The sequence below is a fragment of the Pseudoclavibacter sp. 8L genome, assembly GCF_902506465.1.
Lineage (GTDB): Bacteria > Actinomycetota > Actinomycetes > Actinomycetales > Microbacteriaceae > Pseudoclavibacter.
The window spans coordinates 1,608,976-1,623,375 of record NZ_LR733186.1 but is presented as its reverse complement, the minus strand read 5'-3'; the positions used below and the strand labels follow the sequence as shown (position 1 = coordinate 1,623,375).

At 68.2% G+C, this 14,400-nt stretch carries 15 protein-coding genes; 8 read left to right on the top strand and 7 right to left on the bottom strand.

Annotated features, from left to right (window positions below):
• Window positions 1-22: 22 nt before the first annotated feature.
• From GV007_RS14365 to GV007_RS19280, 4 genes are all read right to left on the bottom strand, one after another.
• The gene (locus GV007_RS14365) at window positions 23-982 is read right to left on the bottom strand and encodes an NUDIX hydrolase (RefSeq protein ID WP_160073610.1); all 960 of its coding nucleotides are present in this window, start codon (window positions 980-982) and stop codon (window positions 23-25) included.
• A gap of 4 nt (window positions 983-986) precedes the next feature.
• Entirely contained in the window at window positions 987-3,116 is a 2,130-nt protein-coding gene (locus GV007_RS14360) for an RNA degradosome polyphosphate kinase (protein ID WP_228496619.1), read from the bottom strand.
• 127 nt (window positions 3,117-3,243) lie between these two features.
• Window positions 3,244-4,107, bottom strand: a complete 864-nt coding sequence (gene mshD, locus GV007_RS14355; protein WP_160073608.1) for a mycothiol synthase — start codon at window positions 4,105-4,107, stop codon at window positions 3,244-3,246.
• A gap of 8 nt (window positions 4,108-4,115) precedes the next feature.
• Window positions 4,116-4,835: a winged helix family transcriptional regulator gene (locus GV007_RS19280; RefSeq protein ID WP_228496618.1), complete on the bottom strand. Its 720-nt coding sequence runs from the start codon at window positions 4,833-4,835 to the stop codon at window positions 4,116-4,118.
• A gap of 81 nt (window positions 4,836-4,916) precedes the next feature.
• Here GV007_RS19280 and GV007_RS19275 point away from each other — a divergent pair, with 81 nt between their 5' ends.
• The 4 genes from GV007_RS19275 to GV007_RS14335 all read left to right on the top strand — a co-directional run bounded on the left by GV007_RS19275 (window position 4,917) and on the right by GV007_RS14335 (window position 8,305).
• The gene (locus GV007_RS19275; protein WP_228496617.1) at window positions 4,917-5,207 is read left to right on the top strand and encodes a hypothetical protein; all 291 of its coding nucleotides are present in this window, start codon (window positions 4,917-4,919) and stop codon (window positions 5,205-5,207) included.
• Between the two features lie 215 nt (window positions 5,208-5,422).
• Complete coding sequence (locus GV007_RS14345; RefSeq protein WP_104242161.1) at window positions 5,423-6,034, top strand: FABP family protein; 612 nt, start codon at window positions 5,423-5,425, stop codon at window positions 6,032-6,034.
• Complete coding sequence (gene ygfZ, locus GV007_RS14340; RefSeq protein ID WP_160073604.1) at window positions 6,027-7,232, top strand: CAF17-like 4Fe-4S cluster assembly/insertion protein YgfZ; 1,206 nt, start codon at window positions 6,027-6,029, stop codon at window positions 7,230-7,232. Before GV007_RS14345 ends, ygfZ begins: the two co-directional genes overlap by 8 nt.
• 2 nt (window positions 7,233-7,234) lie before the next feature.
• Window positions 7,235-8,305: an FUSC family protein gene (locus GV007_RS14335; protein WP_160073602.1), complete on the top strand. Its 1,071-nt coding sequence runs from the start codon at window positions 7,235-7,237 to the stop codon at window positions 8,303-8,305.
• Between the two features lie 28 nt (window positions 8,306-8,333).
• On the opposite strand, the gene GV007_RS14330 is transcribed toward GV007_RS14335, so the two are convergent.
• Window positions 8,334-9,146, bottom strand: coding sequence for a class I SAM-dependent methyltransferase (locus GV007_RS14330; protein WP_160073600.1), 813 nt, complete (start codon window positions 9,144-9,146; stop codon window positions 8,334-8,336).
• A 72-nt stretch (window positions 9,147-9,218) separates the two neighbouring features.
• Here GV007_RS14330 and GV007_RS14325 point away from each other — a divergent pair, with 72 nt between their 5' ends.
• Window positions 9,219-9,968, top strand: a complete 750-nt coding sequence (locus GV007_RS14325) for a phosphoglyceromutase (protein ID WP_104241936.1) — start codon at window positions 9,219-9,221, stop codon at window positions 9,966-9,968.
• A gap of 156 nt (window positions 9,969-10,124) precedes the next feature.
• Here GV007_RS14325 and phoU read toward each other — a convergent pair whose 3' ends face one another.
• Window positions 10,125-10,826 carry a phosphate signaling complex protein PhoU gene (gene phoU, locus GV007_RS14320; RefSeq protein ID WP_104332329.1) on the bottom strand — a complete coding sequence of 234 codons (702 nt, stop codon included), beginning with the start codon at window positions 10,824-10,826 and terminating at the stop codon, window positions 10,125-10,127.
• A gap of 173 nt (window positions 10,827-10,999) precedes the next feature.
• Between phoU and GV007_RS14315 the strand changes: the two genes are divergently transcribed.
• Together GV007_RS14315 and GV007_RS14310 are read left to right on the top strand one after the other, a co-directional pair.
• Window positions 11,000-12,172 carry a sensor histidine kinase gene (locus GV007_RS14315; RefSeq protein WP_160073598.1) on the top strand — a complete coding sequence of 391 codons (1,173 nt, stop codon included), beginning with the start codon at window positions 11,000-11,002 and terminating at the stop codon, window positions 12,170-12,172.
• A gap of 97 nt (window positions 12,173-12,269) precedes the next feature.
• Complete coding sequence (locus GV007_RS14310) at window positions 12,270-12,953, top strand: response regulator transcription factor (protein ID WP_068479999.1); 684 nt, start codon at window positions 12,270-12,272, stop codon at window positions 12,951-12,953.
• 81 nt (window positions 12,954-13,034) lie between these two features.
• Here the strand turns inward: GV007_RS14310 and GV007_RS14305 are convergent, their stop codons facing one another.
• A complete protein-coding gene (locus tag GV007_RS14305; RefSeq protein ID WP_160073596.1) occupies window positions 13,035-13,637 on the bottom strand; it encodes a DNA modification methylase in 603 nt (200 codons plus the stop codon).
• A gap of 177 nt (window positions 13,638-13,814) precedes the next feature.
• Here GV007_RS14305 and GV007_RS14300 point away from each other — a divergent pair, with 177 nt between their 5' ends.
• Entirely contained in the window at window positions 13,815-14,297 is a 483-nt protein-coding gene (locus GV007_RS14300) for a CarD family transcriptional regulator (protein ID WP_104332326.1), read from the top strand.
• Window positions 14,298-14,400 lie beyond the last annotated feature (103 nt).

Genomic DNA, 14,400 nt, shown 5'->3' with positions numbered 1-14,400 from the left:
GACTCGCATCCGCCACCGCGGCTCAGGTGATCGGCCCGTGCGTCTCCGCCGCGACGACGCCCGCTCGCGGGTGGTTGACGGGCACGTGGATGACGGAGCACTCGCCGGTCGACAGCATGGCGTGGCGCGCAAGTGAGCTCGGGCGCGTCGCCGTGTGCAGGGCGATGGAGCGGATGATGGCGGGCATGACGGGTGAGTGGCTGCAGATGACCGTGCTGCGTCGTCCCGAGATGAGCTTGCGCACCACCTCGTCGAGCTCTTCCTCGTCTTTCGTGTACGAGCCTTGGGCGATGCTGCGCTCGACCTGGGGGGTCAGGTCGAGCAGTGAGCTGATGGGGGCCACGGTCGAGCGGCAGCGGACGGCATTCGAGGTGATGACCGCTTCTGGGCCGAACGAGCGGAGGATGGGGACGACCGTCTCTGCCTGCTCGAGTCCTCGGGCCGTGATGGGGCGCGAGTCGTCGTCGCCCGGCCAGGACTGCGGGGGGACGGCCGTCGCGTGGCGGAGCACGAGGATCGCGAAGGTGCGGTGCAGCCCGCGCCGGTACCGGTCGGCGAAGATCTCGAGCACTTCGCGGTCTCGGTCGTAGCTGAGGAGCTTCTTGGCCTTCTTGAGCGACACCCATTCGATGCCATCGACCTCGTCGTTCGGCTCGAACACGTGCCCTTCGTACGCGGCGTCGTCGACCTCGGCGGTCCAGTAGTGCACCTCCTTGGGCCGGCCATTCGGCATGACGTACTCGACGTACCCGAGGGGTGCGCCGAGGGTCGCCCGGTAGCCGGTCTCCTCTTCCACCTCTCGGGCGGCCGTCTCCGGGAGCGTCTCGCCGGGGTCGACCTTGCCCTTGGGGAGGGAGTAGTCGCCATGCCGCCCGCGGTGGATGATGAGCACCTTGAGCTTGTCGTCGGCGATGTCTTCGTGCCACAGCACAGCGCCTGCCGCGTAGACGGTGCGCGAGGCGGCAGGGGTATCGATCGTCATGCGGCTAGGCCAGCGTCGTCGGCCTGCGACGCTTGCTGATGCGTCGCATCATCTCGTCGTGCAGGTCGGTGAGCCGGTCGCCGTTCTCGTCTCGGGCGTGACGAATCCACTCGGCGTCGGAGCCGAGGTGCCAGGTCGCCGTGGTGTCGGCCATCGCGAGGTCGAACATGCCGCCGATGTCTGCCGCGTGGTTCTCGTCGGTGATGCGCACGAGCGCTTCGATGCGGCGGTCGAGGTTGCGGTGCATCATGTCGGCTGAGCCGATGAACACGCGCTCGTCGCCGTCGTTCGCGAAGCAGAAGATGCGGGAGTGCTCGAGGTAGCGCCCGACGACGGAGCGCACTCGGATGGTCTCGCTGAGGCCGGGGACGCCGGGGCGGAGGCCGCAGATGCCGCGCACCCAGATGTCGACGGGAACGCCAGCCTGGCTGGCGCGGTAGAGCGCGTCGATGATCTCCTCGTCGACCATGGAGTTGACCTTGATGCGGATGCGGCTCGGCTTGCCGTCGAGCGCGTTCTTGCGCTCCTTGTCGATGAGGTTGAGGAGTCCGGGGCGGAGGTGCATGGGGGCGACGAGGAGGCGCGTGAACTTGCGCTCGATGGCGTAGCCGGAGAGCTGGTTGAAGAGGCGCGTGATGTCGCGGGAGATCTTCTCGTTGCACGTGAAGAGCCCGAGGTCCTCGTAGATGCGGCTCGTCTTCGGGTTGTAGTTGCCCGTGCCGATGTGGTTGTACATCTTGAGCTCGTTGTCTTCCTTGCGGATGACCTGCAGCAGCTTGCAGTGGGTCTTGAGCCCGACGGTGCCGTAGACGACGTGCACGCCGGCCTTCTCGAGCTTGCGAGCCCAGACGATGTTGTTCTGCTCGTCGAAGCGCGCCTTGATCTCGACGAGGACCAGCACCTGCTTGCCGGATTCTGCGGCCTTGATGAGGGCGTTGACGATGGGGCTGTCGCCGGAGGTGCGGTACAGAGTCTGCTTGATGGCGAGCACGTTCGGGTCGGCGGCGGCGACCTCGAGGAACGCCTGCACGCTCGTCGAGAACGCCTCGTATGGGTGCTGCACGAGCACGTCGCGGCGGGCGATGGCACCGAACATGTCGGCCTTCTCGTCGCTCTCGGACGTCCGGAAGGCTGCCGCGGTGACGGGCACGTGCGTCCGGTACTTGAGGTCGGGCCGGTTGATCGCGCCGAGCGCGAAGAGGCCGCCGAGGTCGAGGGGGCCGGGGAGGACGTACACCTCGTTGTGGGTGATGTCGAGCTCCGTCATGAGCAGCTCGAGGGTCTCGTCGTCCATGTCGTTGGAGACCTCGAGGCGGATGGGCGGGCCGAACCGGCGGCGCAGGAGCTCCTTCTCGAGGGCCTGCAGGAGGTTCTCGGTCTCATCCTCCTCGATCGTCATGTCCTCGTTGCGGGTGAGGCGGAACGCGTGGTGGTCGAGGATCTTCATGCCGGGGAAGACGTGCCCGAGGTGCTGCGCGATGAGGTCCTCGAGGAGGATGAACCTGGCCTTGCCGTGGTCGGACTGCAGCGGGTAGAAGCGCGGCAGCACGGGGGGCACCTTGAGGCGGGCGAACTCCTCTTTCTCACTGCGGGGGTTGTAGACCCGCACGGAGATGTTCAGGGAGAGCCCCGAGATGTAGGGGAACGGATGCACGGGGTCGACGGCGAGCGGCATCAGCACGGGGAAGATCTGCTCGTCGAAGAGGTCGCCGAGCTCGACGCGCTCGGCGTCGGAGAGCTCGTCCCAGCTGACGATGTGGATGCCCTGGTCGGCGAGCTCCGGGCGCACGCTGCCGTTGAAGATCGCGGCGTGCCGCTTCTGCAGCTCGTAGGCCTTCGAGCGGATCGTGTCGAGCGCCTCCTGCGGCGGAACTCCCGCGGGGGTCGGGACGGCGAGGCCGGTCGCGATGCGGCGCTTGAGGCCAGCGACTCGCACCATGAAGAACTCGTCGAGGTTCGACGAGAAGATGGCGAGGAAGTTCGCGCGCTCCAGAAGGGGCGTCGAGGGGTCCTCGCCGAGTTCGAGCACGCGCTGGTTGAACGCGAGCCAGCTCAGCTCGCGGTCGACGAAGCGGCTGCGCGGCATCTCCTGCGAGTCTGCACCGGCCTCGGGGGCGCGGAGTTCGATAGTCATGCGGTCATCCTTCCAGGTGTGCGGAGAGGAACGGCGTCTTGTCGTCCGAGTCTCGCGGGAGTTCGTCCCTGTCCTGCAGGAATCGGGGGTTCCTGCCGGTGAAGATCAGCAGAGTCACGCGAACGGATCATGAACGGTTGCGTCGGTACTGCACGTCGATCGAGAGCTGCTCGTAGCCGAGAGAGCGGTAGAGGGAGAGAGCGGCGTCGTTGTCGCCTTCGACGTAGAGGGAGGTGCGCTTGGCACCTGTCGAGTGCATCCGCTCGAGGCCTGCCTGCATGAGTGCCCGGCCGAGCCCGCGGCCGGCGGCTTGAGGAGCGATGCCGACGACGTAGATCTCGACCTCATCGCCTTCGCGCTTGAGCCAGTTGTAGCCGAGGAGCGTGCCGTCGGCGTCGCGCAGCAGGAGGAAGTCGTCGGCGTCGAACCAGTCGGTCGACTGCCGCGCTTGGAGGCCGGATGAGTCGAGTGCGCCCTGCTCTGGGTGGCTGCGGAAGACGATGGCGTTGAGGGCCAGGAAGTCGTCGGCGTCGTCGGGGGTGAAGGGCGAGATCGAGTATCCGTCAGGGGCCGACACCGTCTCGGCGTCCGCCGCGGTGAGCGGGCGACCGAGCTTCAGGAGTGTCCGCACGGCGTCGAGGCCACGGGAGGAGGCGAGCGCGACGGCGCCTGCCAGGTTGCCGTGGGCCCAGAAGACCGGCGCGGCCTCACCGGTGACGGCGTCGGAGAGCTCGCCGCCCAGGCCTCGCCGCCGGTGCTCCGGATGCACGACGAGCTCTCCCTCGACGGTTCCGTCGTCGAGGTCCCGCGTGAGGGCCGCGGCGATGAGCCTGCCGGAATCGTTGATCGCCGTCAGTCGCCGCTCGCCGAGCGAGAGCAGCGTGTCCTCGTTGAACGGAGCGACACCGTCAGCCGCGGTTGCGGCGTCTGCGAGTTCGCGGACCTCCGCACTTCGAGGCGCAGCCGACGCGGCAGTGGAGAGATCGGGCATCGGTGCTCCTAGGGGGTGGTGGCGTCGTCGAGCGATGACCCGCCGGTGGGGACAGGCTCGTCCCGTGCCGCTTCGCCGTTGCGCAGGAGCCGGTAGCCGACGTTGCGAACCGTGCCGATGACGCTCTCCTGATCGCCGAGCTTGGCGCGCAGTCGTCGCACGTGCACGTCGACCGTGCGCGTGCCGCCGAAGTAGTCGTAGCCCCACACCTCGCTGAGCAGCCGCTCACGCGTGAACACGTGGTCGGGGTGCGAGGCGAGATACCGCAGCAGCTCGAACTCCTTGAACGTCAGGTCGAGGGTGCGCCCTCGATACCTAGCCGTGTAGCTGTGCTCGTCGATCGTCAAGGGACCGATGGCGATCGTGCCGCTCGGCTCCTCGACTGCTGCCTGGGGGCGGAGGAGACGGATGCGCGCATCCACCTCGGCCGGCCCGGCCGTTCGCAGGATGACGTCGCCGATGCCCCAGTCGGAGGAGATGGCGGGGAGGCCGCCTTCCGTGATGGCCAGCAGCACGGGAACGGACGACTCGATCGTGTTGAGCACGCCGCACAGGCGCTTCGCGCTCGGGAGGTCGCTCGTGCCGTCGATGATGTTCGCGTCCGCCTGGGGAGCGGATGCGAGGGCTGACGCGGTCGGTGGGAGCACCCGGACGCGGTGCGCCAGAAGTGTGAGGGAAGGGAGAGCGTGCTCGACGCCGCCGGCGCTGAACAAGAGGACGTCTGCCAAATGTGGCCTCCTCGATGTTTGGTCGGACTCGCTGGCTAGTCTACGCACCCTCGGGACAGCTCCAGCGTGCACAATGGGGCAATGACCCGCGAACGAGTGAGCATCGGCATCGTCTGGCTGGCCGCAGTGGTCGGAGTGTTCGGCGTTGCGATCCTCGCGGATCCCTCGCGGCACCTGGTCTGGGTGAGCATCCTCATGCTCACGCTCATCTGCCTGACCTGCCTCCTGCAGCTGCGCCTGCAGGAGAGTGACGGGTTCATCATGCGGATGAGTCTCAGCCTGGTCGGCGCCCTGGTCGTGCTGGGCGTCGCCTCGCTCGGCTTCGCGATGCTCGGCGGCGACGCGGTGGTCGGAACACCGAGTCACAGCTGAACCGAGCCGCCCTTCGCGCGCGGCCGCAATGGCTAGGATGGACGGCATGGACACCGTGCTTGTTATCGAAATCATCTTCACCGGCTTGCTGGTGCTCGCGCTCATCGCCATCAGCTTCGTCTCCGTGGTTGTGCTGAAGAACCTCTTCAAGGGTCAGAACTAGCCAACCCGCCGTAGGGCGCCGCAGCTGCTGGATCGAGAGGAAACCCCCGATGGTGTACGACATCCCAACTGACCTCCCTCCCGAGATCGTGCCGCTCTCCTGGCTGCTCGGCGTGTGGGAGGGCACTGGCCACGTCGAGTACAAGGTGGGCGAGGAAGTCCGCGAGCAGGCCTTCCGCCAGCGTGTGAGCTTCAGCCACGACGGGCTTCCCTACCTCAACTACTCCGCGCAGCTGTGGCTCGAGGAGGGCACGGGCGACGAGCCCGTGCAGGTGCCGCTCACAGGCGAGACCGGATTCTGGCGTCTGGCGCGCACGAGGGACGACGGCGATGTCGGCCCCGGCTACCTGCCGCCGACGGCCCCCGCGACGATCACCGATGCGGACGGCGTCGAGGGGCTCCGCGACGACGAGCAGGCGTTCCCGCTCGAGGTCTCCATCGTGCATCCGACAGGACTCCTCGAGCGCTACAGCGGCAGCGCGCGCGGGCCGCGAATCGACCTGAAGACCGAGGAAGTCCTGCTCGCGCCCGGCGCGAAGGAGTTCACCGCATCCACTCGCATGTACGGCTACGTGGCGGGGGAGCTGCTGTGGGCCTGGGACATCGCCGCCCTCGGCCAGGAGCTCGCGACCCACGCGTCGGCGAAGCTGGCCAAGCTTGACTGAGCAGCCCGTCTCGACCGAGCCGGCGCCGACCGCCGACGAGCCTCAGCCGTATCGTTCGCCCTTCCTCGCGCTCCCCGGCGCGGTGGAGGGCGTCGGCATCGACGCGGGCGTCGCCTGGCACTACGGGCAGGTGACGGCCGACCAGCGTGACCTCGCAGCGGGCCGCTCCATCGTGGATGCCTCGCACCTCGGCGTCATCCGCCTCACGGGTGCCGACCGGCTCACCTGGCTCGACTCGCTCACCTCGCAGCGCCTCACGACCCTGGAGCCCGGGCAGAGCGCTGAGACGCTGCTCCTCGACATCCAGGGGCACATCGAGCACGGCGCTGCCGTGCTCGATGACGGCACGGCGACCTGGCTCATCACCGAGCACGAGTCGGCTCCGGAATTCGCGGCCTGGCTGAACCGGATGCGGTTCCTCCTCGACGTGCAGGTCGTCGAGGTCACCGACCAGTTCGCGGTCGTCGCGACGCTCGGCCAACTCGACCTCGGTGCGGCGGCCCCCAACGGCACGCCGCTCGTCTGGAACGACCCCTGGGCCACTCCTCCCGCACACGGCTGGAGCTACTCGCAGTTCCCGGTCGTCCCCGCCGACGGCGCGGTCGACGCGCACCCCGGCGCCGACTTCCCCGTGAAGCTCCATGTCCTCGAGCGCGCCAGCCTGCAGGGGCTCGTCGACCGCGCACTGGCGGGCGAGCTGCCCGTCGCCGGCATGCACGCGTTCGAGGCGCTCCGCATCGCGGCGCTCCGTCCCCGCCTGGGGGCTGAGGTCGACTCGAGGGCGATCCCGCACGAGTTCGACTGGCTCCGCAGTGCCGTCCACCTCGAGAAGGGCTGCTACCGCGGGCAGGAGACGGTCGCGAAGGTCCACTTCCTCGGTCGTCCGCCGCGAAGGATCGTCCTCCTCGACCTCGACGGCTCGCTCGGCGAGCTTCCCGTGGCCGGCAGCACGCTGTCGGTCGAGGGCGATGCCAAGGCGCAGACGGTCGGACGCATCAGCTCGGTCGCCATCCATCACGAGGACGGCCCCATCGCCCTGGCGCTCGTGAAGCGCTCGCTCGCGGAAGACGCCTCGCTGGTCGTGGAGCTCGCCGACGGGCAGCAGGTCTCGGCGAGCGCGACGACCATCGTGTCGCCGACAGCAGGTCGTGCGGCGGACGTGCCCCGCCTGCCGCGCCTCGAGCGTCGCGGGCAGTAGACGTGTCGGCTCCGGCGGCTGGCGTCGGGGCCGCATTCGCCCGCCTGCGGGCCTCGCTCCCGGCGGTGCTGCAGATCACGGCGGCGGCCTTCGCCGCGTACGCGATCGCGCACTGGGGTCTCGGGCATCCCATCCCGTTCCTCGCCGTGACGGTCGCGATCACGAGCCTCGGCCTGCAGCGCGACGCTCGCCCGCGTCGTGTCTTCGACACCGCCCTGGGCATCACGTTCGGTGTGCTGCTCTCCAATCTCTCGCTCCTGCTCTTCGGGCGCGGCGTGTGGCAGGTGACCGTGGTGCTCGCGGTCGTGCTCCTGCTCGCGCGGCTCGTGCACCCGAGTCCCGGGTTCGCGATCGGCGCCGCCGTGCAGGCGTCGCTGGTGCAGCTCATCCCGGTCCAGGGCGTCGGCGAGTACACGCGCCTCCTCGACGCGGTCATCGGGGGAGCGGTGGCCATCGCGGCGACCGCGCTCATCCCGCGCAACGCTTCTGCGCTCGCGAAGAACGAGGCGAAGGGGCTCATCGGCGCGCTCGCCCAGGCCCTCGGCGATATCTCGCAGGCCCTGCGCAGGGGAGACAGCGACGCGGGGCTCGCAGCACTCGAGGAGCTGCGCATGACGCAGGCCACGCTCGACGCCTGGTCGACCGAGCTCGAGAGCGCCGCATCCATCGCCCGGATCTCGCCGTTCATGCGTCACCATCGGGGGAGGGTCGAGCGGATCGCGGAGCTGCGCACGAGCATCGACCTCGCCACGCGCAACCTCCGGGTGGTCGCGCGGCGTGCCTGGTCGCTGTCGTGGGATGGTCGCCACCGCGAAGAGCTCGCCGATCTCCTCGGCGACATCCAGTCGGGGATGCTCGAGCTGCAGCTCGGTCTCGATGACGACGCGATGCTCCACCAGTCTCGCCAGACGCTGCTCATCGCGGCGGCCAGGCTGGAGCCGGAGCACCTTCATGGGGCGCAGCTCGGCGACTCGGTCCTGCTCATGCAGTGCAGGCCCCTCGTCGTCGACCTGCTCATCGCGAGCGGTATGGAGCCCGAGGCCGCACGCACGGCCCTCCCCGAGGTCCACTAGCCGCCGCGCCGTGGCCCCGACGCGCGGACTACGAGGGTGCGAGCGCGCCGGAGGCTGGGGCGACGGCGTCCCACGAGACCGTGATCTCGCCGAGGCGCCAGCGCTTTCGCGAGTCGGTGAGCGGCCAGCCGGCCGCACGCATCCGCCCGCACACGGCGATGAAGCGCTGTCTCGCGCCGAACGTCTGTCGTGGGGCCTCCCGCTGCCACGCGTCATCGAGGGCCTTCAGGTACTCGTGCACCCCTTCGCCTGGCACGTTGCGGTGGATGAGGGCCTTCGGCAGCCGCTCGGCCACCACGAGCGGAGACTCGAGACTCGCGGTGTGCAGCGAGACCGTGAAGGTCCGAGGCCCGGCCGTGTCGATGCCGATCCAGGACGACACGCGGCCGACCTCGTTGCACGTTCCCTCGACGAGCAGACCGCCGGGCGCGAGTCGACCGGTCATCCGGGCCCAGGCCTCGGCCACTTCCGACTCGTCGTACTGCCGCAGCACGTTCATGGCTCGGATGACGCTCGGCTGCTCGCCGCCAGGAGTCGGCACCTCGAAGCCACCGACGGCGAAGCTCACTCGGCCCGCGAGCTCTGGCCGATCGGCGAGCTGCGCTCTGGCGAGCGCCACGCGGCCCGGGTCGATCTCGAGGCCGTGCACTCGCACCTCGGGCGCGCCCCGTCGGAGGCGATCCGCCAGCTCGAATGCCGTCGCACCGCTTGCCCCGTACCCCAGGTCCACGACGAGCGGGCGCTGCTCGGCCTGCAGCGCGGGGTGCTGCGCGATCCATCGGTCGACTCTCCGCAGGCGGTTCGTTCCCGTCGTTCCGCGTGTGAGTCGACCCAATGGCATGCGACGAGACTATTTCAGCTTCCGCCTCCTCGCCGTCGCACGCGGGCCACCCCCACTCGGTACGCTTGGACCATGACTGAAGCGCTGACCCTCATCCTGGTCCGTCACGGACAGAGCGAATGGAACGAGAAGAACCTCTTTACCGGCTGGGTGGATGTTGAGCTCACCGAGCAGGGCCGCGAAGAGGGTGCCCGCGCGGGCCGCCTCATCCGCGAGTCCGGCCTCAAGCCCAACGTGCTCTACACGTCGCTGCTCACGCGCGCGATCGACACCGCGAACCTCGCCCTGAAGGAAGCCGGCCGCGGCTGGATCGACGTCGAGCGCACGTGGCGCCTCAACGAGCGCCACTACGGCGACCTGCAGGGCAAGGACAAGGCCCAGGTTCGCGACCAGTACGGCGAGGAGCAGTTCATGGAGTGGCGTCGCTCATACGACACGCCGCCGCCTGCCCTCGACGACAGCAGCGAGTTCTCGCAGGCCCACGACGAGCGCTACGCGGACCTCGGCGATGAGCTGCCCCGCACGGAGTGCCTGAAGGACGTTCTCGTGCGCTTCCTCCCGTACTGGGAAGAGGAGGTGCTGCCGACGCTCGTCAAGCGCGGCACCGTCATGGTGGCCGCCCACGGCAACAGCCTGCGTGCGCTCGTAAAGCACCTCGAGGGCATCAGCGATGACGACATCGCCGCCGTGAACATCCCGACCGGCATGCCCCTCGTCTACCGTTTCGACCCCGAGACGCACGAAGTCCTCGGCAAGGGCGAGTACCTCGACCCGGAGGCAGCAGCCGCAGGAGCTGCCGCGGTCGCGTCGCAGGGCAAGTAGCACCAGCCCTCGCTGCACGCCAGAACGGCGGATGCTCCAGGAGAATCTCCTGGAGCATCCGCCGTTCTGCTGTTGCTCTGACGTTCTGCTGTTGCTCAGAGCTGGGCCGTTCTTCAACCCCGGGCTGTCACGCCCGGATTTGAGGACCCGAGACGCCTAGACGCCGGGGGTGACCGGGGCGACCGGAGTGGAGGGCTCCTTCTCCTGCATCCACTCGCCGCTGGTCAGGTACTGCACCTTCTGGGCGATCGAGACCGCGTGGTCGGCGAAGCGCTCGAAGTAGCGGCTCGCGAGCGTCGCGTCGACGACCTCGACGCTCTGCGCCTGGATGTCGTCGGACAGGAGCGCGTCGAACGTGCTGCGGTGCAGGTCGTCGATCTGCGTGTCGCTCGCCTTGATCTCGTCGGCGATGCGGTTGGTCTCCTCGTCGTTGCCCGCGTCGAGCAGGGCGACGAGCTGACGGGCGACGGCCACGTCGAGGCGGCTCATCTCGGCGAACACCGGACGAAGCGTGTTCGGGCCGACACCGCCGGGGAAGCGGTAGCGAGCGAGCGCCGCGATGTGCGCTGCAAGGTCGCCCATGCGCTCGAGCGAGGAGCTGATGCGCAGCGCGCTCACGACGAGGCGCAGGTCGCGGGCGACGGGTGACTGGCGGGCGATGATCTCGATGGTGTGCTCATCGAGGGCGATGGCAAGCTCGTCGATGCGGGCATCGTCGGAGATGACCTGCTCGGCGAGGGCGACATCGGAGGTGGTGAACGCAACGGCGGCGCGCTGCATGGCGGACTCGACGTGGCGGGCGATCTCCACGAGGCCGTTGCTGACCTCAGCGAGTTCCTGCTGGAAAACTTCGCGCATGTTTATCCTCTTGTTTCGTGGCAACGGGCGATGTGCCGCTGCCCGCATTTCTGGGCAGACCGGTCGCCCAGTCCCTCTGGGAGTGACTCTGCTCTCACGGGCGATTCTACGGAGCCAAGGTAACCGACTCGTGTACGACGGGTGTCGAGTCCGCTGGCCCATATGCTGGGCACATGGACTCGTCCGTCGCAGTGGTCCTTGCGATCGTACTCGGCTTCCTCTTGGGTGCAGGTTTTGTCTGGCTGCTCCACGTCGCCTCGGTACGGCAGGCAAAGGCAAGAGCTGCATTCTCCCCCCGCCTCCCCGAGGGCATCGAGCATCTGCTCGGCGCCCTCGACTCGATCGTGATCGTCACCGACCCGTCCAGGAACGTCTACCAGTCCTCCCCGGGAGCCACGTCGAAGGGGCTCGTCCGTGCCGGCGGGCGCCTCGACGAGCGCGTCGGGGCCGTTGTGGATGAGGCGAGGCGTCAGGGCGAGGCGGTCACTAAGGACCTCGAGATCGCCCGAGGTCCCTTCGGGCGCTCGGAAATCCATGTCCGGGTGCGTGCGGCGCCCCTCTCGACGCGGTTCTTCCTGGTGCTGGCGGAGGATCGCACGGAGGCGCTTCGCGTCGAGAGCGTGCGCCGAGACTTCGTGGCCAATGTGAGTCACGAGCTCAAGACCCCCATCGGCGCGGTCACGCTGCTCGCGGAGGCCATCGCGGAGTCTGCGGGTGACGTGGAGCAGGTCAAGTACTTCACGGGGCGGCTCAGCAAGGAGAGCCTGCGCCTGGCCTCGATCACCAACGAGCTCATCGAGCTGTCCAGGCTGCAGTCGAGCGACTCCCTCGCAGACCCGGAGCTCATCTCGATCCACGAGATCCTCTCGCTCGCCGTCGACCAATCGCGCGTGCCCGCCGAGGTGGGCGGCGTCGACATCGTGCTCGGCGACGACGTGGATGCGTTCGTCTACGGCGAGCGGGCTCACCTCCTCATGTGCTTCACGAACCTCGTGTCCAACGCGGTCCAGTACTCGTCGCCGAACTCGCGGGTGGGGATCGGCACGCGACTCGTCGACGACACCGTCGAGGTCGCCATCTCGGACCAGGGCATCGGCATCGCCCCGGAGGATCAGGGGCGCATCTTCGAGCGCTTCTTCCGCGTCGACCAGGCTCGTTCCCGACGCACGGGCGGGACGGGCCTCGGCCTGAGCATCGTGCGGCATGTGGCCGAGAACCACGGCGGCGACGTGCGCGTCTGGTCGCAGCCAGGAAAGGGATCGACGTTCACGGTTCGCCTACCCTCCGCAGATTCCGTCGTCGCGGAGATCGACCTGCAGCGCTTCACCGAGCGTCGCTCAGCCTGAGTCGCGCCGGACGTCCCCGACCGACGGCGCGCCGTCGGACGGGCGCGACCCTTGGCGCGTCACTCAATGTTCACGAAAGATATGCACAATGGCCTCCGTGACCCGCATCCTCCTCGTCGAAGACGAATCCGCACTGCATGAGCCGCTCTCCTTCCTCCTCGGACGGGAGGGATACGAGGTCGCCGTCGCCGAGACCGGCCTCGATGCCCTCGACCTGTTCGACCGGGATGGCGCCGACCTGGTGCTCCTCGACCTCATGCTCCCTGGCGTCCCCGGGACCGAGGTGTGCAAGCAGATCCGCCTCACGTCGAAGGTGCCCATCATCATGCTCACGGCCAAGGACAGCGAGGTCGACATCGTCGTAGGTCTCGAGCTGGGTGCCGATGACTACGTCACGAAGCCATACTCCACGCGCGAGCTGCTGGCCCGCGTGCGCGCCGTGCTCCGCCGCAATGAGCAGGAGGACGAGGGCGAGGACGACAGCATCATCGAGGTCGGCGAGGTGCGCATGGACCTCGACCGTCACACCCTGCAGGTCTCGGGCAAGGTGACCCCGATGCCGTTGAAGGAGTACGAGCTGCTCGAGTACCTGATGCGGAACTCCGGCCGGGTGCTCACGCGTGGGCAGCTCATCGACCGCGTCTGGGGGCCGGACTACTACGGCGACACCAAGACGCTCGACGTGCACATCAAGCGCATCCGCAGCCGTATCGAGGAGAAGCCGTCGACCCCCGTGCGCCTCGTGACGGTGCGCGGGCTCGGCTACCGCTACGAGGGTTGAGCGACACCCAGACGACGCAACGCGAGAAGGGCGCATCCACTTTGAGTGGATGCGCCCTTCTCGGCAGTCTGCGTACGCCGGCTAGGCCGTGCCGCCTTCTTCTTCCGGTGCCTCGGTAGGCGCCGTCGTCGGTGCGATGCTCGGCGGTGCCGCGGGCGGCTCGGTCTGGGCGGGGCCGGGCACGAGCGTCGAGTACTCCGGCAGCGTGCCGTCGAGGACGGGAACGGTCACCGCCTGCATGGTCTGGACCCCGTCGAGGGTCGCCGTGAAGTCGACGTCGTGCGTGGAGCCCGGGGTGAAGTCCATGCCTTCGAGGAGCACGGTCGCTCCCTCGCCGAAGCCCACCTGCGTGACGCCTGCGGATGCGTCGACGGGAACCGTCACGACGACCTCCTGCTCGACGCCGTTGATGAGTCCCATGTACGTGATGTCCAGCGAGCCGGCGCTGCCCGTGTGGTTGACGACCGAGAAGATGAGGTTCGCTCGGTCGGTCACATCGGTGCCGACAAGCGTGTCGGTGATGAGGATGGCGTTGCGGACCTCGAGGTCGCCGACGTTGGCGTTCGTACCGTCGCTCGCCGAGTACTGCGTCGTGGTTCGCTGGGGGGAGATGTAGTTGCAGCCGGCAAGCCCAACCGCGACTGCGGCGGCAAGGGTGACGGACGCGACGGCGCGGATCTTCACGTCTGGAGCCTCCAGGTTCGGACCGTGCGACTGTCGCCGCACGAATTCACAGGATGCAGGAAGCCTATCTGATCCAGGTGCCCCTCCTGGACGACGCGGCGGCGGACTCTACCACCCCAGTCCTCGAATGAGCCGTTTTGACATGGTACTCTTAGGTGCCGAAAGGGGCTTGTATTTATGCAGTTTGAGGTCGGGGAGACAGTCGTCTATCCCCATCACGGCGCGGCCACCATTTCAGAGGTGAAGATCCGAGTCATCAAGGGCGAAGAGAAGATGTTCCTCAAGTTGAACGTTGCACAGGGAGACCTCGTCATCGAGGTTCCTGCTGACAACGTCGACCTGGTAGGAGTACGCGACGTCATCGGGCAAGACGGTCTCGACCGTGTGTTCGAGGTCCTGCGCGCCCCCATCACCGAGGAGCCGACGAACTGGTCCCGCAGGTACAAGTCGAATCTTGAGAAGCTCGCCTCCGGCGACGTCATCAAGGTGTCGGAGGTCGTGCGCGACCTCTGGCGACGCGACCAGGACCGGGGCCTGTCTGCGGGTGAGAAGCGAATGCTCGCGAAGGCCAGGCAGATCCTCGTCTCGGAGCTCGCACTCGCGGAGAAGACCGACGAGGACAAGGCCGGCGACGTCCTCGACAAGGTCCTCGCTTCCTAGTCAGCACTCCGGTCTGCTCTCCGGTTGGCTCTCCGGCTCGTGAGGGCCGTTCGACGCACACCATGCGCTTCGCCGTCAGGGCCGCGCGGACGTCCATTCGTCC